Origin of the sequence: Pseudomonas sp. p50(2008) (assembly GCF_015351605.1) — a bacterium.
Classification (GTDB): Bacteria; Pseudomonadota; Gammaproteobacteria; order Pseudomonadales; family Pseudomonadaceae; genus Aquipseudomonas.
Genome location: NZ_JACMYF010000005.1, coordinates 278385 through 301947, shown reverse-complemented (window position 1 = coordinate 301947; position 23563 = coordinate 278385). Strand labels below are relative to the sequence as shown.

Annotated in this window: 18 protein-coding genes and 1 tRNA gene; 13 read left to right on the top strand and 6 right to left on the bottom strand. The window is 59.5% G+C overall.

From position 1 onward, the window contains the following. Window positions 1-67: 67 nt before the first annotated feature. The 5 genes from pstS to gacA all read right to left on the bottom strand — a co-directional run bounded on the left by pstS (window position 68) and on the right by gacA (window position 4483). Window positions 68-1099 (bottom strand): phosphate ABC transporter substrate-binding protein PstS, encoded by a 1032-nt coding sequence (pstS, locus tag H7698_RS16075; protein ID WP_194692063.1) that lies wholly within the window; start codon window positions 1097-1099, stop codon window positions 68-70. Between the two features lie 185 nt (window positions 1100-1284). Beyond that, window positions 1285-1360, bottom strand: a tRNA-Gly gene (locus H7698_RS16070). A gap of 63 nt (window positions 1361-1423) precedes the next feature. Next, entirely contained in the window at window positions 1424-1984 is a 561-nt protein-coding gene (gene pgsA / locus H7698_RS16065; protein ID WP_162436549.1) for a CDP-diacylglycerol--glycerol-3-phosphate 3-phosphatidyltransferase, read from the bottom strand. Window positions 1985-2016: 32 nt separating this feature from the next. After that, on the bottom strand, window positions 2017-3840 hold the full coding sequence (gene uvrC / locus H7698_RS16060; protein ID WP_162436586.1) for an excinuclease ABC subunit UvrC: 1824 nt from the start codon (window positions 3838-3840) through the stop codon (window positions 2017-2019). Between the two features lies 1 nt (window position 3841). Further along, on the bottom strand, window positions 3842-4483 hold the full coding sequence (gene gacA, locus H7698_RS16055) for a response regulator transcription factor GacA (protein WP_082069126.1): 642 nt from the start codon (window positions 4481-4483) through the stop codon (window positions 3842-3844). Between the two features lie 315 nt (window positions 4484-4798). Between gacA and H7698_RS31655 the strand changes: the two genes are divergently transcribed. The 12 genes from H7698_RS31655 (at window position 4799) to H7698_RS16000 (ending at window position 19664) form a co-directional block, all read left to right on the top strand. Then, entirely contained in the window at window positions 4799-4927 is a 129-nt protein-coding gene (locus tag H7698_RS31655) for a hypothetical protein (RefSeq protein WP_268932904.1), read from the top strand. Window positions 4928-5264: 337 nt separating this feature from the next. Next, entirely contained in the window at window positions 5265-6344 is a 1080-nt protein-coding gene (locus H7698_RS16050; RefSeq protein WP_194692062.1) for a 3-deoxy-7-phosphoheptulonate synthase, read from the top strand. 242 nt (window positions 6345-6586) lie between these two features. Beyond that, complete coding sequence (locus tag H7698_RS16045) at window positions 6587-7468, top strand: lipase family alpha/beta hydrolase (RefSeq protein ID WP_194692061.1); 882 nt, start codon at window positions 6587-6589, stop codon at window positions 7466-7468. Window positions 7469-7552: 84 nt separating this feature from the next. Beyond that, entirely contained in the window at window positions 7553-7834 is a 282-nt protein-coding gene (locus H7698_RS16040; RefSeq protein ID WP_162436552.1) for a peptidylprolyl isomerase, read from the top strand. A gap of 137 nt (window positions 7835-7971) precedes the next feature. Beyond that, window positions 7972-9840: an extracellular solute-binding protein gene (locus tag H7698_RS16035; RefSeq protein ID WP_194692060.1), complete on the top strand. Its 1869-nt coding sequence runs from the start codon at window positions 7972-7974 to the stop codon at window positions 9838-9840. Beyond that, complete coding sequence (locus H7698_RS16030; RefSeq protein WP_162436554.1) at window positions 9840-10901, top strand: microcin C ABC transporter permease YejB; 1062 nt, start codon at window positions 9840-9842, stop codon at window positions 10899-10901. The genes H7698_RS16035 and H7698_RS16030 overlap by 1 nt, the downstream gene beginning before the upstream one ends. Beyond that, the gene (locus tag H7698_RS16025; protein ID WP_194692059.1) at window positions 10901-11923 is read left to right on the top strand and encodes an ABC transporter permease; all 1023 of its coding nucleotides are present in this window, start codon (window positions 10901-10903) and stop codon (window positions 11921-11923) included. Before H7698_RS16030 ends, H7698_RS16025 begins: the two co-directional genes overlap by 1 nt. A gap of 42 nt (window positions 11924-11965) precedes the next feature. Continuing rightward, complete coding sequence (locus H7698_RS16020; protein ID WP_162436556.1) at window positions 11966-13543, top strand: ABC transporter ATP-binding protein; 1578 nt, start codon at window positions 11966-11968, stop codon at window positions 13541-13543. A 145-nt stretch (window positions 13544-13688) separates the two neighbouring features. Next, window positions 13689-15104, top strand: a complete 1416-nt coding sequence (locus H7698_RS16015) for a sigma-54 interaction domain-containing protein (protein WP_194692058.1) — start codon at window positions 13689-13691, stop codon at window positions 15102-15104. A gap of 283 nt (window positions 15105-15387) precedes the next feature. After that, entirely contained in the window at window positions 15388-16779 is a 1392-nt protein-coding gene (locus tag H7698_RS16010; RefSeq protein ID WP_162436558.1) for a GntP family permease, read from the top strand. Between the two features lie 7 nt (window positions 16780-16786). Further along, on the top strand, window positions 16787-17560 hold the full coding sequence (gene hbdH / locus H7698_RS16005; RefSeq protein ID WP_194692057.1) for a 3-hydroxybutyrate dehydrogenase: 774 nt from the start codon (window positions 16787-16789) through the stop codon (window positions 17558-17560). Window positions 17561-17708: 148 nt separating this feature from the next. Beyond that, window positions 17709-19664, top strand: a complete 1956-nt coding sequence (locus H7698_RS16000) for an acetoacetate--CoA ligase (RefSeq protein ID WP_194692056.1) — start codon at window positions 17709-17711, stop codon at window positions 19662-19664. A 125-nt stretch (window positions 19665-19789) separates the two neighbouring features. Here the strand turns inward: H7698_RS16000 and H7698_RS15995 are convergent, their stop codons facing one another. After that, on the bottom strand, window positions 19790-20899 hold the full coding sequence (locus H7698_RS15995; protein ID WP_194692055.1) for a PilT/PilU family type 4a pilus ATPase: 1110 nt from the start codon (window positions 20897-20899) through the stop codon (window positions 19790-19792). 116 nt (window positions 20900-21015) lie between these two features. Here H7698_RS15995 and H7698_RS15990 point away from each other — a divergent pair, with 116 nt between their 5' ends. Further along, window positions 21016-23553 carry a PAS domain-containing hybrid sensor histidine kinase/response regulator gene (locus H7698_RS15990; protein WP_194692054.1) on the top strand — a complete coding sequence of 846 codons (2538 nt, stop codon included), beginning with the start codon at window positions 21016-21018 and terminating at the stop codon, window positions 23551-23553. The last annotated feature ends 10 nt before the right edge of the window (window positions 23554-23563 follow it).

Sequence of the window (23563 nt, the reverse complement as noted above, 5' to 3'; positions counted from 1 at the left end):
ATTCCGGTACAGGGGGAAAACTCCCCCGGCCTGCTGAACGCGCACGCCGAGAGAGGCCTCACGAGCGTTACTGAATGTTGGCGGAGGCTTTGCGAACCTGATCAACAACCGATTGCGGCAACGGGATGTAACCCATCGAATCGGCGATTTTCTGCCCCTCGGTCAGGCTGTATTCGACCATTTCGCGCATGGCCTTGGCCTTGGCCGGGTTACCGTTGTCCTTGCGGAAGATCATCCAGGTGTAGGAAGTGATCGGGTAGGACTTGGCACCGTCCGGATCCGGCAGCCAGGCCACCAGGCTTTCCGGCATTTTCACCGCGGCCAGGGCCTCGGCACCGCTTTCGGCGTTCGGTACGACGTAATGACCGGCCTTGTTCTGCAACTGGGCGAAGTCGACCTTGGCCAGCTTGGCGAAGCCGTATTCGATATAGCCAATGGCGCCCGGGGTCTGGCGTACGGTGGCTGTCACGCCATCGTTTTTCGGCGATTTGATGAATTTGTCACTGGCTGGCCAGTTGACCGTGTTGCCTTCACCCAGCGCCTTTTGAAACTCCGGGTTGATCGTTGACAGGTGCTTGGTGAACACCGCAGTCGTACCGCTGGAGTCTGCACGTACGACGACGGTGATCGGCGTATCAGTGAGCTTCAGGTCCGGGTTGGCGGCAGCGATCTGCGGATCGTTCCACTTGGTGATCTTGCCCAGGAAGATATTGGAGTAAACATCCCGTGGCAGCTTCAGGCCCTTGGGGTTGCCTGGCAGGTTATAGGCCAGCACGATTTCGCCCGCCGTCATCGGCAGCAACTGTGCGCCTTCGGCAACTTTGGCGATGTCTTCGTCTTTCATGGCCGAATCACTGGCGGCGAAATCGACGGTTTTATTCAGGAAGTCCTGCACACCCGCGCCGCTGCCTTTGGATTGATAATCCACAGTGACACCTGCGGTTTTCTTGCTGAAATCCTTGAACCAGGTGAGGTAGATCGGGGCCGGGAAACTGGCGCCGGAACCGGTCAGACGAACGCTTTCCGCAGCAAAAGTCATCGAGCTGGCACAAAGAGAAACCGCAACGGCGAGTGCAGCAGACTTCATCAAGCTTTTCATTCAGGGAACTCCTTGTGATTTCGGGCTCCCGTACTCTGCAATAGGATTGTTACGCTTTTATGAAAATTGAATGGCAATGTGCGTTTAGCCCGCTTTTTGCCACAAAACGAAAAAAGACGCCGAAGCGTCTTCTAAAATTCCAGGCAAAAAAAAGCCACTCTATTGAGTGGCTTTTTCTTTGTATTTGGAGCGGGAAACGAGACTCGAACTCGCGACCCCGACCTTGGCAAGGTCGTGCTCTACCAACTGAGCTATTCCCGCGTCTTGGTGTGGCGCATTCTATAGAATCCAGAAGCCCCGTCAACCCTTTGATTCAAAAAAGTTTTATTTCTTTTCAACGTCGGTCTTCAGATGCGGCCACGCAGCCCGCAGGTACTGGACCATCGACCACAACGTCAGTCCGGCTGATACCAACAGCAAGCCATAACCCACCAATACCCAGAAGGTGAAGTCTGACGGATTGGCCAGCAGGATCACCAGTGCCAACATCTGCGCAGCGGTTTTCCATTTACCCAGGTTCGACACCGCCACATGAGCGCGGGCACCGAGTTCGGCCATCCACTCACGCAGTGCCGACACGACAATTTCACGACCGATGATGACGGCGGCCGGCAGCGTAAGCCACAAGTTACCGTGTTCTTGCACCAGCAACACCAGCGCAACGGCGACCATCAGCTTGTCGGCAACCGGGTCGAGAAAAGCCCCGAACGGCGTGCTTTGCTCCAGACGGCGGGCCAGATAACCATCCAGCCAGTCCGTAGCGGCGGCAAATGCAAACACCGAAGCGGACGCCATGTAGCTCCAATGGTACGGCAGGTAAAACAACAGTATGAAGATCGGGATGAGCAGGACGCGTAGAACGGTAATCAGATTAGGGATATTCATCGGCACAACTGGCTACGAGGTGAGGTGGCATTCTACTCGCTGTGCAGATTTGCATAAATCAACTCTGCGAGTTTTTTACTGATCCCGGGCGCTTTGGCGATCTCTTCGATGCTGGCACGAGACAGCTCTTGCAATCCACCAAAATGTTTAAGCAAATCGCGCCGACGTGTCGGCCCGACCCCGGCTACGCCTTCAAGCGTAGACGTACGGCGGGTTTTGCCGCGACGGGCGCGGTGCCCGGTAATGGCGAATCGGTGAGCTTCATCACGAATTTGCTGGATTAGATGCAGTGCCGGCGAATCCCCACGCAACGTGAACTCATGCGCTGCATCATTCAGGTACAAAGTTTCGAAGCCGGCCTTTCGGGTTGCCCCCTTGGCCACACCCAGCAAAATCAGGTCGGGTACCGCCAACTCGTTGAGTACATCACGCGCCATCGACAGCTGACCTTTACCACCGTCCACCAGCAGAATGTCCGGTAATTTGCCCTCCCCGTCCTTCAGCTTGCTGAAACGACGGGTCAACGCCTGGTGCATGGCGGCGTAATCATCGCCTGGGGTAACGCCTTCAATGTTGTAACGACGGTAATCCGATTTGATCGGACCTTCCGGGCCGAACACCACGCACGACGCCACCGTCGCCTCGCCGCTCGAGTGACTGATGTCATAGCACTCGAGGCGCTGTGGAGGCTCATCCAGGTTCAGTACTTCTGCCAGCGCATCGAAACGCGCGGCGACATGCTGCCGGTTGGCCAAGCGCGCACCCAGTGCCTGTTCGGCATTGGTCACCGCCAATTGTTGCCAGCGAGCTCGCGTACCCCGCACCCGATGACTGATCGACAGTTCACGGCCGCGCAATTCCTCAATGGCTGCGATCAGCGTAGGAAAGTCTTCATGCACCACGTTGACGATCAACTCGCTCGGCAAGTCGCGTTCCGGGCTGCTGATGAAGTAATGCCCAAGAAAAGCCGCCATGACTTCGGAAACGTCTTCATCGATACCAACTTGAGGGAAGTAGTTCTTGCTGCCCAGAACCCGGCCGCCCCGCACGCTGATCAAATGAACGCAGGCGCCGCCCGGATTGACGAACGCGGCGATCACGTCGACATCACCAGTCCCGCCTTCCATGCTTTGCTGATCCTGAACCCGGCGCAGCAGCGATATCTGGTCCCGCAACTCGGCCGCCCGCTCGAACTCGAGGTTGATCGCCGCCTCTTCCATGGCGGCGGACAATTCGTCGGTCAGCGCATTGCTGCGCCCTTCCAGGAACATCACCGAGTGCCGGACGTCCTCGGCGTAAACCTCGGGCTCGACCAGTCCGACGCAGGGTGCCTTGCAACGTTTGATCTGGTATTGCAGGCAAGGGCGCGTGCGGTTCTTGTAGTAGCTGTCTTCGCACTGACGAACAAAAAACGTCTTCTGCAGCAAGCTGAGGCTTTCGCGAATCGCACCAGCGCTGGGGTAAGGACCGAAATATTTGCCCTTGGCCTTCTTCGCACCGCGATGGATGCTCAGACGAGGAAATTGACCATCTGAAAGGAAGACATAAGGATAGGATTTGTCGTCCCGCATCAGGATGTTGTACGGCGGACGCCATTCCTTGATCAGCGTCTGCTCGAGCAACAAAGCTTCGGTTTCGTTAGACGTGATCGTCGTCTCGACCTGCGCGATACGCGCGACCAGTGCTGCAGTCTTGGGGGCGAGACCGGATTTGCGGAAGTAACTGGACAGGCGACTCTTGAGATTCTTGGCCTTGCCGACGTAGAGCAGGCGCGCATCGCTGTCGAACATGCGATACACACCGGGACGCCCACTGACCGTCGACAGAAAAGCGCTTGGATCGAAAATTTCAGTCATTTCAGAGGCTGGCATCAACCATGCCGTGACGAACCGCCAACAGCGTCAACTCGACGTCGCTGCTGATCGAAAGCTTTTCGAAAATGCGGTATCGGTAGGTGTTTACGGTTTTTGGCGACAGGCACAATTTATCGGAGATTATCTGGACTTTCTGGCAGCCGACGATCATCAGCGCGATCTGGATTTCCCGCTCGGACAAGGCGTCGAACGGCGAATCGCTAGTGGGCTGGAAAGACTTGATGGCAAGTTGCTGGGCGATCTGCGGACTGATGTAGCGCTGGCCGGCAAATACCAGGCGAATGGCCTGGACCATTTCGGGCAAACCGGCTCCTTTGGTCAGGTAACCCGCTGCCCCTGCCTGCAACAGTCGTGTAGGAAACGGATCTTCCTCGCACACGGTGACCGCAACGACTTTGATGTCGGGATGACTGCGCAGCAACTTGCGCGTGGCTTCAAGACCGCCGATACCGGGCATCTTCACATCCATCAGGACCACGTCCGGCTTCAACTCTCGCGCCTTGAGCAGGGACTCTTCCCCTGACTCGGCCTGGCCGACCACTTGCAGGCCATCGATGTCAGCCAGCATTCGTGTAATGCCTGTACGAACGAGATCATGGTCATCGACTACTAGCACCCTAATCAAGCAGACACCTCGCGCAATGGGCTTGTTGGTTGCCGGACACCTTAGCAAAAAGCGACTGGCAGACCTAGCGGCAAGCGCTATATAAAAAGTTTCAATACGTCTTGTAAGGCTTGTCGCATGCGTGCTTCAGAGGTCAACCAGCGGTACGGCGAGCAATGACCGGCAAATCTCGTGACTAATCAACAGGCACCGCTCGTGCTATACCTCTTTGCAGCGCTCAAGCGATAGGAAAGGCCAACGGCTGCCGATAGCAATTTCTGATTGAATCCACGTACCCGCCTCTAGTAAGCTCGGCGCATCCATCGGAGACAGACCATGTTCAACACCCTTTCACAGCTTCGTACCGCCAGCGCCTTGCGCTCGGTTTCGGCTGTCCGGGTGAAAGACGTTTGTGCTCCGGTCAGCTTTTATTTTGGGTATTGGTTTAGCCACTGGCGCGCCTGATACCCACACGGCGCCCACTTTAAACGGGTCGCCACCAGAGAATTCTCAACCCCCGGTCGGCCTCCCGACCGGGGGTTTTGTTTTTTCAGCCCCACACATTTTTAGCGACACACCAGACATCTCGAGGATTTAGAAAATGAACTACGCCACTTATTACCGTTACGACTTTTTTACCGCCTGGCGATTTACCAGCCTCCGCTCGGGACAGCCTGCCGCCTCCGATCGGTCACCCAAAGGTGGCAAGCACACACACGCAGCCAATCCGGCTAATTGTCGAACACCCCACTAGGGCCGAGCGCGCGGGAACGAACCCGCCGCCAGCCCAGGAAGCCCGAACATGAACTCGTCCGTCTCTGCTCTGCCACTGTCCACCTTGAGCCCGGCCAATGAAGCGCTGACCCTGCGTCTGCCCAGCTCGTTGCAGCTCAAACAGCAATTACCCCTCAGCAACACCCTGACCCAGCAAGTCGCCGCCCATCGCCAGGCGATCCGCGCGATTCTCAACGGTGAAGACTCCCGTTTGCTGGTCATCGTCGGCCCTTGCTCGATTCACGACCCTCAGTCAGCCCTGGAATACGCCGCCCACCTCGCGCGCCTGGCATCCGACGTCAGTGATCAGATGTTGCTCGTCATGCGCGCCTACGTCGAAAAACCCCGCACCACTGTCGGCTGGAAAGGCCTGGCCTACGATCCGCACCTGGACGGCAGCGACGACATGGCCGGCGGCCTGATCCTGTCGCGCGAACTGATGCGCGAAATGATCCAGCTCGGATTGCCGATTGCCACTGAACTGCTGCAGCCCATGGCGGCAGGCTACTTCGACGACCTGCTCAGTTGGGTTGCCATTGGTGCGCGCACCACCGAATCGCAAATTCACCGGGAAATGGCCAGCGGCCTGAACATGCCGGTAGGCTTCAAGAACGGCACCGATGGTGGAGTCGGTGTCGCCAGCGACGCCATGCGCTCGGCCGCCCATCCGCATCGTCATTTTGGCGTCGACAGCCAAGGGCACCCCGCAATCATCCAGACACCCGGCAACCCGGACACCCATCTGGTATTGCGCGGCGGTCATCGCGGCCCGAACTACGACCGCGACAGCGTTGCTCAAATACACAACGACCTGACCCGACTCAAGATCCCGGCGCGAATCATGGTCGACTGCAGCCACGCTAACAGCGGCAAAGACCCGCTGCGCCAACCGGCGGTGTTCAACGACGTCCTAGAACAACGCCTGCAAGGCAATCGCTCGCTGATCGGCATGATGATCGAGAGTCATCTGTTCGAAGGTTGCCAGCCGCTGAGCGCTTCGCTGCGTTACGGCGTTTCCGTGACTGACGGCTGCCTGGGTTGGAGCGGGACGGAGCACTTGTTGCGCGAGTCAGCGCAGCGGTTGCGCGAACAACACAGCGCTCGATAGCCCGCGTAATCAGCGATCTCCTTCCAGTCTTCAAACGAGGGCTGGAAGGTTGTTTCCCACTATGAAATAGCGATCTTGAAATAACGACACCCGCGAAACACCCCGCACCCACCCGCGATTTTTCTCACTCCCCTACTCCGTTTTCACCACAAGACAGCGGCTTTTTCAGACATCCCGCGGCATGACAGTGCATTAGAGTGAGGCGCAGTACACGACCCGAAACTCTCGAAAAAGGGATGAACATGCAACGGAATGCACAGACTCAGTACCCGATCCTGCTGGTCCACGGGCTATTCGGCTTTGATCGGATCGGCACGCTGGAACACTTCCATGACATCAGGCCGGCCCTGCGATTCGCCGGTGCCAGGGTCTTCGTACCTCAGCTGTCCGCGACACACAGCAACGAGGCGCGCGGCGAGCAGCTCTTGGCACAGATCGAACGGGTACTGGAAGGCACCGGGCACGACAAAGTCAACCTGATCGGGCATAGCCAAGGCGCACTGGCGTCACGCTATGCCGCGGCGATCGCGCCACAAATGGTCGCCTCGGTCACGTCGGTCAGCGGCCCTAATCACGGTTCGGAACTGGCCGACTTCCTGCGCAAAGCGCTGACCCCTGGTGGCCTGCCAGAACAGGTCGCCGAGACCGTGGCGACCTTGTTCGCCGACTTCCTGTCGTTGCTCAGTGGCCAACCAAAAATGCCCCAGAACGCCATTGCGGCACTGAATGCCCTGACCACCGAAGGTGTCGGCGCCTTTAATCTGAAATACCCGCAAGGGTTACCGACGCAATGGGGTGGCATGGGGCAGCAGAAGGTTGGCGGGGTTCACTACTATTCCTGGAGCGGCACCTTGCAAGGCAGCATTCTCGACGACGGGCTGAATGCGCTCGATCCCCTGCATTTCCTGTCCCGCGCCTTTTCTCACTACTTCATTAACGAGGCCGATCAGAATGATGGCCTGGTTGGGCGCTTCAGTTCTCACCTGGGCAAAGTGATCCGCTCCGACTATCCGCTGGATCACCTGGGCACCATTAACCAGACTGCCGGTCGCACCTGGAAAAGCGTCAACCCGGTGGAGCTGTATGTGGAGCATGCGGATCGCTTGCGAAAGGCCGGTCTGTGATACCGCAAGGAACTTTGAGAAGAATTAGGCCACTGAATCCGGTACGCTCAGCACTTTACTGAACATTAAATGGAGAGTTTTCCCATGCCTAAAGCTACTGCCCGTCACATCCTGGTTGCCAGCGAAGACAAGTGCAACGAACTGAAGTCCCAAATCGAAGGCGGCGCTGATTTCGCCGAAGTCGCCAAAGCCAACTCCACTTGCCCATCGAGCCGCCAGGGCGGTGATCTGGGCTCGTTCGGTCCAGGCCAGATGGTCAAGGAATTCGACACCGTCGTTTTCAGCGCACCCATCAACGTTGTGCAAGGTCCGGTCAAGACCCAGTTTGGCTACCACCTGCTGGAAGTGACCAGTCGCCAGGACTGATCAATCCGCGAAGTCTTTCTCACAACGGCCCGCCTTTTTGGTGGGCCGTTGTGTTTGCGACGTGTAATACGGCTGGCGAGGGATGCGCCGCTAGCGTACAAATTGCGGATATCGACCACCCGGCTTTAAGGCTGACAATGCGACTGGCTTTCCCTACTTTGTTGTTCACTGCCGTAGCCCTGCTGTTGGGCGCTGCCGGTGTGAATGCAGCACCGCAACATGCGCTGACCGTCTACGGCGAACCGGCAAAGTATCCGGCCGGATTCAGTCATTTTGCCTACACCAATGCGCAAGCCCCCAAGGGCGGCACGATGCGCCGTTCGGCGGTGGAAATCGGTCACTTCGACCACATTCTCCCGTACATCGACAAAGGCATCGGCGTCACGCAGATCGACGGCATGCTCTACTCCCCGCTCGCCCAGCGTTCGATGGACGAGCCTTACACCGTGTACGGCCTGGTGGCACAGAAAATGGAGCGCGCCGAAGACGGTTTGTCCTTGCGCTTCTACCTCAATCCAAAAGCCCGTTTTGCCGACGGCAAGCCCATCACCGCTGAAGACGTGCGCTACACCTTCGATTTGCTGATGACCCAGGGCAGCCTGCGTTATCGCACCCAGTTCGCCGACGTGAAAGGCGTCGACATCGAATCGCCGCTGACCGTCCGGTTCGATTTCAAAAGCAATGAAAACCGCACCCTGCCGCTGGACATCGCGACCCTGCCGGTGTTTCCCGAGCACTGGTGGAAGACCCGTGATTTTGCCGGCGGCGGTGGATACGAAGCGCCACTGGGCAGCGGTCCCTACAGGGTCGGCAAAGTCGACTCCGGGCGCAGCATCACCTTCGAGCGCAATGCCGACTGGTGGGGCAAGGACCTGCCGGTCAGCCGTGGGCTCTACAATTTCGATCATTTCAGCATTGAGTATTTCGGCGACACCGACGTAGCGCGTCAGGTGCTGCGCGGCGGCGCTTATGATTACAACCGCGAATTCTCCGCCACGGGTTACTCCATCGGCTACGACAGCCCTGCCCTGAGCGACGGTCGACTGCAGAAAGCGCATTTGGCGACCCAGGCCCCACAACCCAGCCAGGGCTTCGTTTTCAATCTGCAAAACCCGATGTTCCAGGATCGCCGCACGCGCCAGGCGCTGGCCATGCTCTGGGATTTCGAATGGAGCAACCGGCAGATGATGCGCAACCTGTACATCCGCCAGCAGAGCTACTTTTCCAACACTGACCTGGCCGCCCGCCATCTACCGGACGCTGGCGAGCTGGCGATTCTTGAGCCCTTGCGCGGGCAAGTGCCGGATGAAGTGTTCACCAAGGTCTTCGAAGCACCGAAAACCGATGGCAGCGGCGTGATACGCGACAAGCAGTTGCAAGCTCTGGAGCTGCTCGAACAGGCCGGATGGAAACCGGGCGGCGATCAACTGGTCAACGCAGATGGCAAATCGCTGAACTTCACCTTTTTGGTCAGCCAAAACGGCATGGACCGTCTGCTCTTGCCCTACAAGCGTACGCTGAAGCAGATCGGCATCGACATGAACATCCGCCGTATCGACGCGTCCCAGTACGTCAACCGCCTGATGAGCCGCGACTACGACATGATCGTCACGGGCTACCCGGTGACCACGTCGCCCGGTGGCGAGCTGCTGAATTATTTCGGCTCGGTCTCGGCCAACGACCCCGGCGCCAACAACTACATGGTGCTGAAAAACCCTGCGGTCGACACCCTGATCAACGGCCTGATCCGCGCTACCACCCAGGTCGACATGCTGCGCTACGCCCACGCACTGGACCGGGTGTTGCAGTGGAATTACTACTGGATCCCCAACTATTACCCGCCCGGATCTTCCACCGTGTGGTGGAACCGTTTCGGCATGCCCAACGAACAGGCGAGCAATGACGAGGCCATCGAAAGCTGGTGGGAAGTGAGCACCACGCCGCTGACCAATCAGCAAATGACCGCCGAACGCATTACCCGGGGCAAACCCGGAGGACCGCATTGATGTGGGCTTATATAGCGCGTCGCCTGCTATTGATCATCCCGACGCTGGTGATCATTCTTCTGGTCAACTTCGTCATCGTCCAGGCGGCGCCGGGCGGCCCGGTGGAACAAGCCATCGCGCACCTGCAAGGCATCGGCGGCGCAAGTGTCAGCGGTGGCTCCGGCGAAACACTGTCCGGCACCTCACGGGCCAGTCGTGGGCTCGACCCTCAATTGATCAAGGAGATCGAAAAGCAGTACGGCTTCGACAAGCCCGCCCACGAACGCCTGTGGCTGATGCTCACCAGCTACGCCCGCCTGGACTTCGGCAAAAGCTTCTTCCGCGGCGCCACCGTCACCGACCTGATCCTGGAAAAAATGCCGGTGACGATTTCCCTCGGCCTCTGGGCAACGCTGATCACCTACCTGGTGTCGATCCCGCTGGGCATCCGCAAGGCCGTGCGCCACGGCAGCCACTTCGACATCTGGAGCAGCACCGCGATCATCATCGGCTATGCCATGCCGGCTTTCCTGTTCGCGATGTTCCTGATCGTGGTGTTCGCCGGCGGCACTTCGCTGAACTGGTTTCCGGTGCGCGGGCTGGTCTCGGACAACTTCGAGTCACTGTCCACCGTGGGCAAGATCGCCGACTACTTCTGGCACCTGGTGCTGCCCGTCACGGCGCTGGTCATCGGCGGTTTCGCCACCCTGACCATCCTGACCAAAAACTCTTTCCTCAATGAAATCACCCGCCAATACGTGGTCACTGCCCGCGCCAAGGGCATGAGCGAACGTCGCGTTCTCTACGGCCATGTATTTCGCAATGCCATGCTGCTGGTCGTTTCGGGCATTCCCCAGGCATTCATCAGTGTGTTCTTCGCCGGCTCGCTGCTGATCGAGGTAATTTTCTCCCTCGATGGCCTGGGCCGCATGAGTTACGAAGCAGCCGTCTCACGGGATTACCCGGTGGTGTTCGGCTCGCTGTTCATCTTCACGCTGTTTGGCCTGCTGATAAAACTGGTCGGCGACCTCTGCTACACCCTGGTCGACCCGCGTATCGATTTCGCCGCGAGGAACGCCTGATGCTCAAGCTCTCGCCGCTGGGTCGCCGGCGCTTCGAACGCTTCAAGAAAAACCGTCGTGGGTGGTGGTCGCTGTGGCTGTTCGTCGGCCTGTTCCTGCTCACCCTCGGCGGTGAACTGATCGCCAACGACAAACCGCTGGTCGTGAGCTATCAGGGCGAGCTGTACTTCCCGGCATTCAAACGACACACCGAACAGGAGTTCGGCGGGCAACTGCCGTTCCAGGCCGATTACCGTAGCGATTACGTGAAAAAACTGATCGAGAAGGACGGCGGCTGGATGCTGTTCCCGCCGATTCCGTTCAGCGATGACACGCCCAACTACGACCTGAGCAAACCGGCGCCCAGCCCACCCTCAAGTGTCAACTGGCTGGGCACTGACGACCAGGCGCGCGACGTCTTGGCCCGTGTGATTTTCGGCGCTCGGGTGTCGATTTTGTTCGCGCTGATGCTAACCGTTGTCAGCGCTCTCATCGGCATCGCCGCCGGTGCACTGCAAGGGTATTACGGCGGCTGGGTGGACCTTCTTGGCCAGCGCTTGCTGGAAGTCTGGTCCGGTCTGCCCGTGCTTTATTTGCTGATTATTCTCTCTGGATTTGTCGAACCGAATTTCTGGTGGCTCCTGGGGATCATGGCGCTGTTTTCCTGGCTGGCCCTGGTCGATGTGGTGCGCGCCGAGTTCTTGCGCGGACGCAACCTGGAATACGTCAAGGCCGCCCGGGCACTGGGGCTGACTGATCGTAAAGTCATCGTGCGGCACATTCTGCCCAACGCGATGAACGCGACCCTGAGCTATCTGCCCTTCATCCTGACCGGAGCGATTTCGACGCTTACGGCGCTGGATTTCCTCGGTTTCGGCATGCCGGCGGGGAGCGCGTCGCTGGGCGAGCTGATTGGTCAGGGCAAGCAAAACCTGCAAGCGCCGTGGCTGGGATTGACCGCGTTCTTTACCCTCGCACTGATTTTGTCCTTGCTGGTGTTTATCGGCGAGGCGCTGCGTGATGCCTTTGATCCGCGATCTTGAGCTGCGATCTTGAGCTGCGATCTTTAGAGACGAACTGTTGATATGAGTAACCTGATCGAAATCCGTGACCTCAGCGTGGCCTTCAGCGGGCAAACCGTGGTGCGCAATCTGAGCCTGGACATCCTCCCCGGCGAATGCCTGGCGTTGGTGGGCGAGTCGGGCTCCGGCAAATCGGTGACCGCGCATTCGATCCTGCAACTGCTGCCCGAAACCGGCACTCAGTCCACCGGCAGCATCCGTTATCGCGGCAAGGAACTGCTCGGTGCCTCGTCGAAAGTGCTGCGTGAGCTGCGCGGAAACCGGATCGCGATGATTTTCCAAGAGCCGATGACCTCGCTGAACCCGCTGCACACCATCGAAAAACAGATCGGCGAAACCTTGCTGCTGCACAAAGGCCTCACCGGTAAACCGGCACAGGCGCGAACCCTTGAATTGCTGCACCTGGTGGGTATTCAAAAACCCAAGGAGCGCCTCAAAGCCTACCCGCATCAATTGTCCGGCGGCCAACGCCAGCGGGTGATGATCGCCATGGCCCTGGCCTGCGAACCGGAGCTGTTGATCGCCGATGAGCCGACCACGGCGCTGGACGTCACCGTGCAGCGCAAGATCCTGTTGCTGCTCAAATCGCTACAGCAACGCCTCGGCATGTCGCTGTTGCTGATCAGCCATGACCTTAATCTGGTGCGCAGCATCGCCCAGCGGGTGTGCGTGATGAAGGCCGGCGAAATCGTCGAGCAAGCGCCCTGCGAAACACTGTTTACCGAGCCGAAGCATCCTTACAGCTGCGTGCTGCTTAACGCTGAGCCGGAGGGCGAAGCACTAACTCGGGACGAACGCGAGAATGTGCTGGAAGTGGACAACCTCAGCGTGAAGTTCGCCCTCGCTGGCGGGCTGTTTCAGCGCAAGACCTGGCTGCACGCGGTGGATGGCATCAGCCTGAATATTCAGCGCGGCAAGACCCTGGGTATTGTCGGCGAGTCCGGTTCCGGCAAGTCGACATTGGGCCAGGCGATCCTGCGCCTGCTCGATTCCGAAGGCAGCATTCGCTTTCAGGGCGAAGCGCTGGATGGCCTGACGCAAAAGCAGCTGCGGCCATGGCGCAAGAAAATGCAGGTGGTGTTCCAGGACCCCTATGGCAGCCTGAGCCCGCGCATGTCGGTGGCGCAGATCATCAGCGAAGGCCTCGAAGTGCATAGCCAATTGACGGCTGAGGAGTGCAAGGCCGAGGTGATACGGGCCCTTGAGGAAGTCGGTCTCGATCCGCAAAGTCGCGATCGCTATCCCCACGAGTTCTCGGGCGGTCAACGCCAACGCATCGCCATCGCCCGCGCACTGGTGCTGAAACCGGCGCTGATCCTGCTCGATGAGCCAACCTCGGCACTGGACCGCACGGTGCAAAAACAAGTGGTCGCCCTGCTCCGCCAGCTCCAGGAAAAACACGGGCTGACGTACCTGTTCATCAGCCATGACCTGGCGGTGGTGCGAGCGCTGGCCCATGACATGATCGTGATCAAGGATGGCAAGGTCGTTGAGCGTGGAGCGAGTCATGAGGTGTTTGAGTCGCCGCAACATCCCTATACCAAGGAGCTGCTGGCGGCGGCGCATGTCGGGGCGACATGATTCGATGCAGGCTTGAAACCGCGTCGCGCCCATCGCGGGCAAGCTGTCTCCCACAGGGATTTTGCTGGCAACTCAAATCCCCTGTAGGAGTGAGCCCGCTCGCGATGAGGCCCTAACTGGCGAAAATATTCAGGATCAATACCCCATGAACCCCACCGAAAGCCTCAAGGACTACCAACGCGTGCGCCTGCTGGCGATCCGTTCGTTGTTCGAGATCATCGAGCAATCCAGCGAAGGCACGGTCATTGTCGATCGCGACGCCAACATCGTCTGGATGAACGAACGTTATGCCCGGCGGTTTGGCCTGGAATCGGCGCAGGTGGCTATCGGCAAACCGTGCGAAAGCGTGATCCCCGGCAGCCTGTTGCGCGAGGTGGTGCGCACCGGCCGGCCAATACTGCTCGACATGCAGGACACCCCGAAAGAACCGCTGGTGGTCATGCGCCTGCCGATTCATGACGACACCGGCGAGGTGATCGGCGCCATCGGTTTTGCGCTGTTCGACGAATTGCGCAGCCTGTCGCCGATGCTCAAGCGCTACATGAGCATGCAGGAAGAACTCGCGTCCACGCGTTCGCTGTTGCGGGCCCGGCAAAGCAAGTACAACTTTGCCCATTTCATCGGTACCAGCGCCGCCAGCCTGGAAGTCAAACGTCGCGCCCGACGCAGTGCCAGCGCAGAGTCGCCGGTGTTGCTGCTCGGTGAAACCGGCACGGGCAAAGAGTTGCTCGCGCAGGCCATCCACGGCGCCTCCCCACGGGCGCACAAAGCGTTCGTCAGCATCAACAGCGCGGCGATCCCCGAGGCATTGCTGGAGGCCGAGTTTTTCGGCACAGCGCCCGGCGCGTTTACCGGCGCCGACCGCAAAGGCCGTGTCGGCAAGTTGCAGCTCGCCCAGGGCGGTACGTTGTTTCTCGATGAAATCGGCGACATGCCGCTGCCCCTGCAAAGCAAACTCCTGCGCGTACTGCAGGAAAAGGAATTCGAGCCGGTGGGCTCAAACGAGATGATCCAGAGCGATGTACGCGTGATCGCTGCCACGTCCACGGACCTGGAAGCGGCGATCAAACGCGGTGAATTTCGCGCGGACTTGTATTACCGCCTCAACGTACTGCCCATTCAGGTCCCTCCGCTGCGTAATCGCCTCGACGACCTGCCGGCGCTCAGCGAAGCGATCCTCGAAGAACTGCGCAGCCAGCACGAACTCAATGGCGAAGCGCTGGAGCTGTTGGGGCAACACGCCTGGCCGGGGAACATTCGTGAACTGCGCAACGTGTTGGAGCGCGCAGCGTTGCTCAGCGATGACCTGATCCTCGACGCGACAGAAATACGGGCGGCGATTGGCACGTTTACGCCGGTGGAGCGCGCGGCGGCGCTTAACCGGGAACCGACTCCCCGGGAGACGTTCAGCGAAGCTCGGGAACGATCTGATCGGCAAGTGATTGAAGCCGCCCTCGCGCAATGTGGCGGAAAAGTTGTTGAAGCAGCCGCGCAATTGGGGCTGGGGCGGTCGACGCTGTACAAGAAGATGGTGGCGCTGGGGATTGCAGAATCTCTATAACGAGACGCTAATCTCCATTGGTAGATCAGGCCTCATCGCGGGCGAGCCCGCTTCCACAGTGCTCAAGTTGTTTAGGCTAACGCCGTTCCCTGTGGGAGCGGGCTTGCCCGCAATGAGGCCCATGATGGCAACGCATATCTCAAGAAAGAGACAAACAAACAAAAAACCACACAATAAAAAAGAAATATCATTATTTATCAACACGTTACAACGATGGCACGAAACTCGCTAACACTCTCCGACCAAGCCTCACCCAAAAAAATAACAATCCAGGAGACACACCATGAGTGTGATCATCGCCTTGGCAGCCCTGGCGCTGCTGATGCTGGCTGCTTACCGTGGCTACAGCGTTATCCTCTTTGCCCCCATTGCCGCCCTCGGCGCCGTGCTGCTCACCGACCCGTCCGCCGTCGCGCCTGCCTTTACCGGCGTGTTCATGGAGAAAATGGTCGGCTTCATCAAACTCTATTTCCCGGTGTTCCTGCTCGGCGCCGTCTTCGGCAAGCTGATCGAGTTGTCAGGCTTCTCGCGCTCCATTGTTGCAGCGGCGATCAGCCTGCTGGGGACGCGCCAGGCGATGCTGGTGATCGTGCTGGTCTGCGCGTTGCTGACCTACGGCGGCGTGTCATTGTTTGTGGTGGTGTTTGCCGTCTACCCGTTCGCGGCGGAGATGTTCCGCCAGAGCAACATTCCCAAACGCCTGATCCCGGCCACCATTGCCCTCGGCGCCTTCTCGTTCACCATGGACGCCCTGCCCGGCACCCCGCAAATCCAGAACATCATCCCCAGCACCTTCTTTAACACCACCGCGTGGGCAGCGCCGTGGCTGGGTGTGATCGGCACGATCTTCGTGTTCTGCACCGGCATGCTGTTTCTGCAGCGCCAGCGCAACAAGGCCCAGCGTGCGGGCGAAGGCTATGGCACGGAACTGCGCAACGAACCGGAAACCGCTGAAGACATCAAGCTGCCCAATCCCTGGATCGCCCTGTCGCCGCTGCTGGCCGTGGGCATCATGAACCTGCTGTTCACCCAGTGGATTCCGCAGTGGTACGGCAAGACCCACAGCCTCGCGCTGCCGGGAATGACCACGCCGGTGACGACCGAAATTGCCAAGCTCACCGCGATCTGGGCGGTTCAGGCCGCGCTGCTGATCGGCATCCTGATGGTGTTGGCGTTCGGCTTTACGGCCATTCGCAGCAAACTGGCCGAAGGCAGCAAGAGCGCGGTCAGTGGTGCATTGCTGGCGGCCATGAACACCGCATCGGAATACGGTTTCGGCGCGGTGATCGCGTCCCTGCCGGGCTTTCTGGTGTTGGCCGACTGGCTCAAGAACATCCCCAATCCATTGGTCAACGAAGCGATTACCGTTACGTTGCTGGCCGGCATCACCGGCTCCGCGTCCGGCGGCATGAGCATCGCCCTGGCGGCGATGTCCGAGCAGTTCATCAGTGCCGCCCACGCCGCCAACATCCCTCTGGAAGTGCTGCACCGGGTGGCCGCAATGGCGAGTGGCGGCATGGACACCCTGCCGCACAACGGCGCGGTGATCACCCTGCTGGCCGTCACCGGCCTGACGCACCGTGAAGCTTACAAAGACATTTTCTGTATTACGCTGATCAAGACCCTGGCGGTTTTTGTGGTGATCGGTACTTTCTACGCCACTGGCATTGTGTGAGGTATTCATGACGACTCTTTCGGGCAAGACCGCACTGGTCACCGGTTCCACCAGCGGCATTGGCCTGGGCATCGCCCTGAGCCTGGCCAAGGCGGGTGCGAACGTGGTTCTCAACGGGTTTGGTGATGCGTCCAAGGTCATCGCAGAGGTACAGCAGTTCGGCAGCAAGGTCGGTCATCATCCCGCCGACGTCAGCGACCCCGCGCAGATTGCCGACATGTTCGCCTACGCCGAGCGTGAATTCGGCGGCGTCGATATTCTGGTGAATAACGCCGGCATTCAGCACGTGGCGGCGGTGGAAGATTTTCCGGTGGAACGCTGGGACGCGATCATCGCGATCAACCTGTCATCGGTATTCCACAGCACCCGCCTGGGCCTGCCGCACATGCGCGCGCAGAACTGGGGCCGAATCATCAACATCGCCTCGGTGCACGGCCAGGTCGGTTCAACCGGCAAGGCCGCGTACGTTGCCGCCAAGCATGGGGTGATCGGCCTGACCAAAGTCGTCGGCCTGGAAACCGCCACGACCCACGTTACCTGTAACGCCATCTGCCCGGGCTGGGTCTTGACGCCGCTGGTACAGAAGCAGATCGATGATCGCGCGGCCAAAGGGATCGACCCGCAGCAGGCGCAGCATGATTTGCTGGCCGAAAAGCAGCCATCGCTGGAGTTCGTTACGCCTTCGCAACTGGGTGAACTGGTGCTGTTCCTGTGCAGCGAAGCGGGCAGCCAGGTGCGTGGCGCGGCCTGGAACATTGATGGCGGCTGGTTGGCGCAGTAATAAGCTACAGGACCGCGTTATCGTTCATCGCGGGCAAGCCACGCTCCCACAGGTTATGGGGAAATATCCAATCTGGAGTTCGACTCAAAACCTGTGGGAGCGCGGCTTGCCCGCGATTGGATCTAAAGGCAGAACAAGAGGCCAAGCCATGTCCGACATCCTCTGGCAACCCGACGCCAAGCGCATCGCCAAGACTCGCATGGAGGCCTTTCGGCGCTTCATCGCGCAACGACACCACCTGCACATCGACGACTACCCCGCCCTGCATCAATGGTCCATCGATCAGCGGGAAGACTTCTGGCAAGCGATCGTCGACTTTTTTGACATCCGCTTTCACGACCAGCCCGACGCGGTACTGCAGGAAGGCCCACAGATGCCCAGCGCACAGTGGTTTCCGGGCGCCACATTGAATTTTGCCGATCACCTGCTGCGTCGCCGCGACGATGCCGTGGCGGTGATCGCCATTGCTGAAAACGGCCAGCGCGAACAGCTGACCTGGGCCGAACTGGCCGAACACGTCGCAGGCTTTCAGAACAGCCTGAAGGCTGCCGGAGTCGGCGTCGGTGATCGGGTAGCCGCGTGCATGCCGAATACCTGGCAAACCCTGGTGGCGATGCTCGGTACGACCAGCCTGGGCGCCATCTGGTCCTGCTCATCGCCGGATTTCGGCACCCAAGGGGTGATCGACCGTTTTAGTCAGATCGAACCGAAAGTCCTGGTGACCTGCGCCGGTTACCGCTATGCCGGCAAAGAAATCGACCAGACCGCCAAGATCAACGAAGTCATCGAACGACTGCCGTCCCTGCAGGAATTGATCGTTGTGCCTTATGCGCGATCACAGGCCCATGCCAGGGATTTCCACACCCCCGCCAATGTCACCCTGTGGGACGATTTTTATGAAGCCGGCGGCGAGCCGGATTTCGTCCCAGTGCCCTTCGCGCACCCGCTGTACATCCTCTACTCCAGCGGCACCACCGGCGTGCCCAAATGCATCATCCACAGCACCGGTGGCGTGCTGCTGCAACACGTCAAGGAACACGGGTTGCACGCCGATCTCGGCGCCGGTGACCGACTGTTCTACTACACCACCTGCGGCTGGATGATGTGGAACTGGCTGGTCTCGGCCCTGGCGGTCGGCAGCGCAGTGGTGCTGTATGACGGCTCGCCGTTTCACCCGGAGCCCGAGCGTTTGATCGACCTGATCGATGACGAGCGCATCAGCGTGTTCGGCACCAGCCCGAAGTTTCTCGCGACCCTGGAAAACAGTGGCATCAAACCCCGGCAAACCCATGACCTGAACAGCCTGAAAACCCTGCTCTGCACGGGCTCCGCGCTGTCGCCCCAGAGCTACGACTTCGTCTACCGCGACATCAAGCCAGACCTGTGCCTGGCCTCGATGTCAGGCGGCACCGACATCGTTTCGTGCTTCGTCATCGGCAATCCGCTGCTGCCGGTTCGCCGTGGCGAAATGCAGGGCAAGAGCCTGGGCATGGCCATCGAAGTCTGGAACGACGACGGCCAACCGGTCATTGCCGAAAAAGGCGAACTGGTCTGCACGCGACACTTCCCGGCGATGCCCATCGGGTTGTGGAATGACCCTGACGGCGAAAAACTCCGGGCGTCGTACTTCACCCAGTTCCCCGGCGTTTGGGCCCAGGGTGATTACGCCGAAGAACTGCACCACGGCGGGATGATGATTCACGGACGCTCGGACGCCGTGCTCAACCCCGGCGGCGTGCGCATCGGTACGGCGGAGATCTATCGTCAGGTGGAGAAAGTCCCGCAGGTCATCGACAGCGTGGCCATTGGTCAGCAATGGCAGGATGATGTGCGTGTGGTGCTGTTCGTGAAACTGTGTGACGGCGTCGAACTGGACGAAGGGCTTGAGCAGCAGATTCGCCAGGTCATTCGCGCCAACACCACACCCCGGCATGTGCCGGCAAAGATTCTCGCGGTCACGGACATTCCCCGAACCATCAGCGGCAAAGTAGTCGAGCTGGCCGTGAGGAATGTGGTGCATGGGCAGAAGGTGAAAAACACCGACGCACTGGCCAATCCGGAGGCACTGGAACAGTTTCGCAACCGCGCTGAACTCCTGAACTGAAACACATTGGCCCCTGTAGGAGCTTCCGCAGGCTCGGGCCGCGTTCGGACGATCTTCTGATCTGTTTTTAAAGAACAAGATCAAAAGATCCCAGCCTGCGGCAGCTCCTACAGGGGGGATATGTATCAGTCCATCAGTCCCCATTCGCCTGTGACTGGCGGTGAGCCGGGCGACGCCTCACTGTGCAACTTCAAGCGTAAGCGCAAATTATTCACCGAATCCGCATGTTTCAACGCTTGCGCTTCATCAATCGCTCCCTCGGCGACCAACGCGAACAGCGCGCCATCAAAGGTCTGCATGCCCACATTCGCTGACTTCTCCATGATCCCCTTGAGCTCATCAAACTCATGGCGCCGTATCAAATCCGCAATCGTCGGCGTGCCCAGCATCACCTCCACCGCCGCCCGGCGCTGACCATCGCGGGTGCGTACCAGACGCTGCGAAACGAACGCCTTGAGGTTATTGCCCAGGTCGTGCAGCAGTTGGGTTCGGCGTTCGTCGGGGAAGAAGTTGATGATGCGATCCAGCGCCTGATTGGCGTTGTGCGCGTGCAACGTGGAAATCACCAGATGGCCGGTATCAGCAAACGAAAGCGCATGCTCCATGGTCTCGCGGTCGCGAATTTCGCCGATCAACACCACGTCCGGCGCCTGGCGCAGAGTGTTTTTCAACGCGGCATGAAAACTGCGCGTATCGACGCCCACCTCACGCTGATTGATGATCGACCGCTTGTGCCGATGGATGTATTCGACCGGGTCTTCAATGGTGATGATATGGCCACTGCTGTGGCGGTTGCGGTAGTCGATCAACGCCGCGAGCGAGGTCGACTTGCCACAGTCGGTCGCACCGACGAACAGCATCAGGCCTTGTTTCAGCATCACCGTTTCGAGCAGCACCGGCGGCAGCTTAAGGTCTTCGAAACGTGGAATATCGAGCTTGATGTTGCGCGCCACAATGGACACATCGTTGCGCTGCTTGAAAATGTTGACCCGAAAGCGCCCGATACCCGGCAAGGAAATCGCCAGGTTCATCTCCAATTCCCGATCGAACTCCAGGCGTTGCTCGGCGTCCATGATGGAGGCGGCAATGGCCGCGACTTCCCCCGGTTTGAATGGCTGGTCGGTCAGGACTTTGAGCGTCCCATCAAACCGGGCGCTCGGTGGCGCGCCAGTGGACAGATAAAGGTCGGAACCATTCTGTTGAGCCAATAGCGTTAACAGTGCATCGATTTCCATGGCACATTGCACCCGCGAAGCAATCGAGTAAAAAAAATGACCTCAATCGGGTCATCCAGCGTCTACCGCCTAGGATAGTAGACGCCGCCTCAGCGACTTTAGTGCAGGATTTTTTGATGAACGCATCACCCATCGGCAGCGATGCCCAGGCTTTGATTGCCCGAATGGACTGGACCCGCAGCCCGCTGGGCCCCGCCAGCACCTGGCCGCAGAGCCTGAGAACCGCCGTGGACATCGTGATTCACTCGCCGATGCCCATGCTGCTGTTGTGGGGATCGCAGTTGACGCAGATCTACAACGACGGCTTTGCCTTGTTGGCCGGTAGCAAACACCCACAGGGTTTCGGACAGCCTACCCACCAGATATGGCCAGAACTTAGAGATTTTACCGACCCGATTTACAGCGCCGTCCTACAAGGACAGGTGCGCACCTACAGTGAGCAGCGCTTCACGCTGCAGCGTGGCGACGGCGAATCGGAGTTCTGGCTTGACCTGACTTACAGCCCGATCCGCGATGAAAACGCCCAGGTCGCCGGCATTCTGATCACCGCCATTGAAACCAACGAACGCCGGCGCATCGCCCTGGAACTCGAACAACGTTCCGCCGCCAGCCTCAAAGCCCAGCGCGAAACCGAGGAACGCCTGCAGCTTGCCCTCGCGGCGACCGATGCGGTAGGTACCTGGGACTGGAACATCAATGACGACCAATTCATTGCCGACACCCACTTTGCCCAACTGCACGGGGTCGACCCGCTACTCGCCAGCCAGTTGCCGATCAGCGCGTACCTTCAGGGCGTGCATCCCGAAGACCGCGCGATGGTCACTCGCAGCATCAAGCACGCCATCACCCACGGCACTGAATACGCCGAGGAATATCGCCTGCTGCAGCCTGACGGCCAGGTGCGCTGGGTGTTCGCCCGCGGGCGTTGCTACAAGGACCATCATGGCCGACCGATCCGCTTCCTGGGTGCCGCACTCGACCTGACCGAACGCAAACACACCGAACAGGCGCTGCGCCAGAGCCAGACCGAACTGCAGCTGATCATCAACGCGATGCCGATCCTGATCAGTTACGTTGACAGCGAAGAGCGCTTCCGCCTGAATAACGCCGCCTACCTCGACTGGTACGGTCGCACGCCTCAGGAACTGTACGGCCGCACCATCCGCGAAGTGATAGGAGACGAAGCCTACGCTCTGCGCGCCAAGCACATCGCCAAGGCGTTGAACGGCAAGACCTGTCGCTTCAGCATCAAGACCCGACACCGCGACGGCAGCAGCCGCCACGCGTTGATGAACTACCTGCCGCGGCACGGGCCGGACGGCGCCGTGAATGGTTTCTATATTTTCGTGATCGATGAAACCGAGCGCAAAAAGACCGAAGACGCGCTGCTCAACCTCAACGAAACCCTGGAAGAACGTGTCGCTGCGCGAACCCAGCAGCTTGCGGAAGCCAACGAGCGGCTGCAAAACGAGATGATCGAGCGTGAACGCGCCGAGGACGCCTTGCGCCATGCGCAGAAGATGGAAGCGGTCGGCCAGCTCACCGGTGGCATTGCCCATGACTTCAACAACATGCTCACTGGCATCATCGGCAGCCTCGACCTGATGCAGCGCTACATCGCAGATGGACGCGCCGCCGAGATCGGCCGTTTTACAGAAGCTGCCGTGTCCTCCGCCAACCGCGCCGCCGCCCTGACCCATCGCCTGCTGGCGTTTTCCCGACGGCAGTCGCTGGACCGCAAGCCGTTGAACGCCAACGACCTGATCCACTCCCTGGAAGACCTGCTCAGCCGTACCAAGGGCGACCATATCGAGCTCAGACTGCGACTGGTCGACAACGTCTGGCCCGTCAGCACCGACGTCAGCCAGCTGGAAAATGCCCTGCTCAACCTGGTGATCAACGCACGGGACGCGATGCCCGACGGCGGTGAGCTGCTGATTGAGACCGCTAATGTTTACCTCGACGACAGCGACATCATCACCCTGGAACCGGTCAAGGCCGGTGACTACTTGATGATTGCCGTCAGTGATAACGGCACTGGCATGACGCCGTCCATTCTGGCGAAAGCGTTCGATCCGTTCTTCACCACCAAACCCATCGGTCAGGGCACGGGACTCGGGTTGTCGATGATTTATGGTTTTGCCCAGCAGTCCGGCGGCCATGTCCACCTCGACAGCGTGCCCGATCAGGGCACCTGTGTACGCCTGTACTTGCCGCGTTTGCGAGTCACCGCGCCGGAAAACACGTTGCTACCCTTCACAGGCGAGGCCCCGGCGGCCATTGCTGGCGAAACCGTGGTGCTGGTCGAAGACGACCCGGCTGTGCGCATGCTGGTGCTCGACCTGCTCCGGGAGCTGGGTTATCACATCCATGAAGCGGAAAATGCGAAAGCTGCCCTGCCGCTGCTGGAGTCCGATTTACGCGTGGATCTGCTGGTGACCGACGTGGGGTTGCCGGGCATGAACGGTCGGCAACTGGCGGAAATCGCGCGCCAGCACCGGCCCGATCTTAAAGTGCTGTTCATGACCGGTTATGCGGAGAAAGCCGCCGAGCGCCAAGGCTTCCTTGAGCAAGGGATGGACATGGTGGCCAAGCCTTTTTCCATTGACCTGCTGGCCAGCAAGATTCGCACGATGATCGGCCAACACGAGTGAGTTAAGGCAT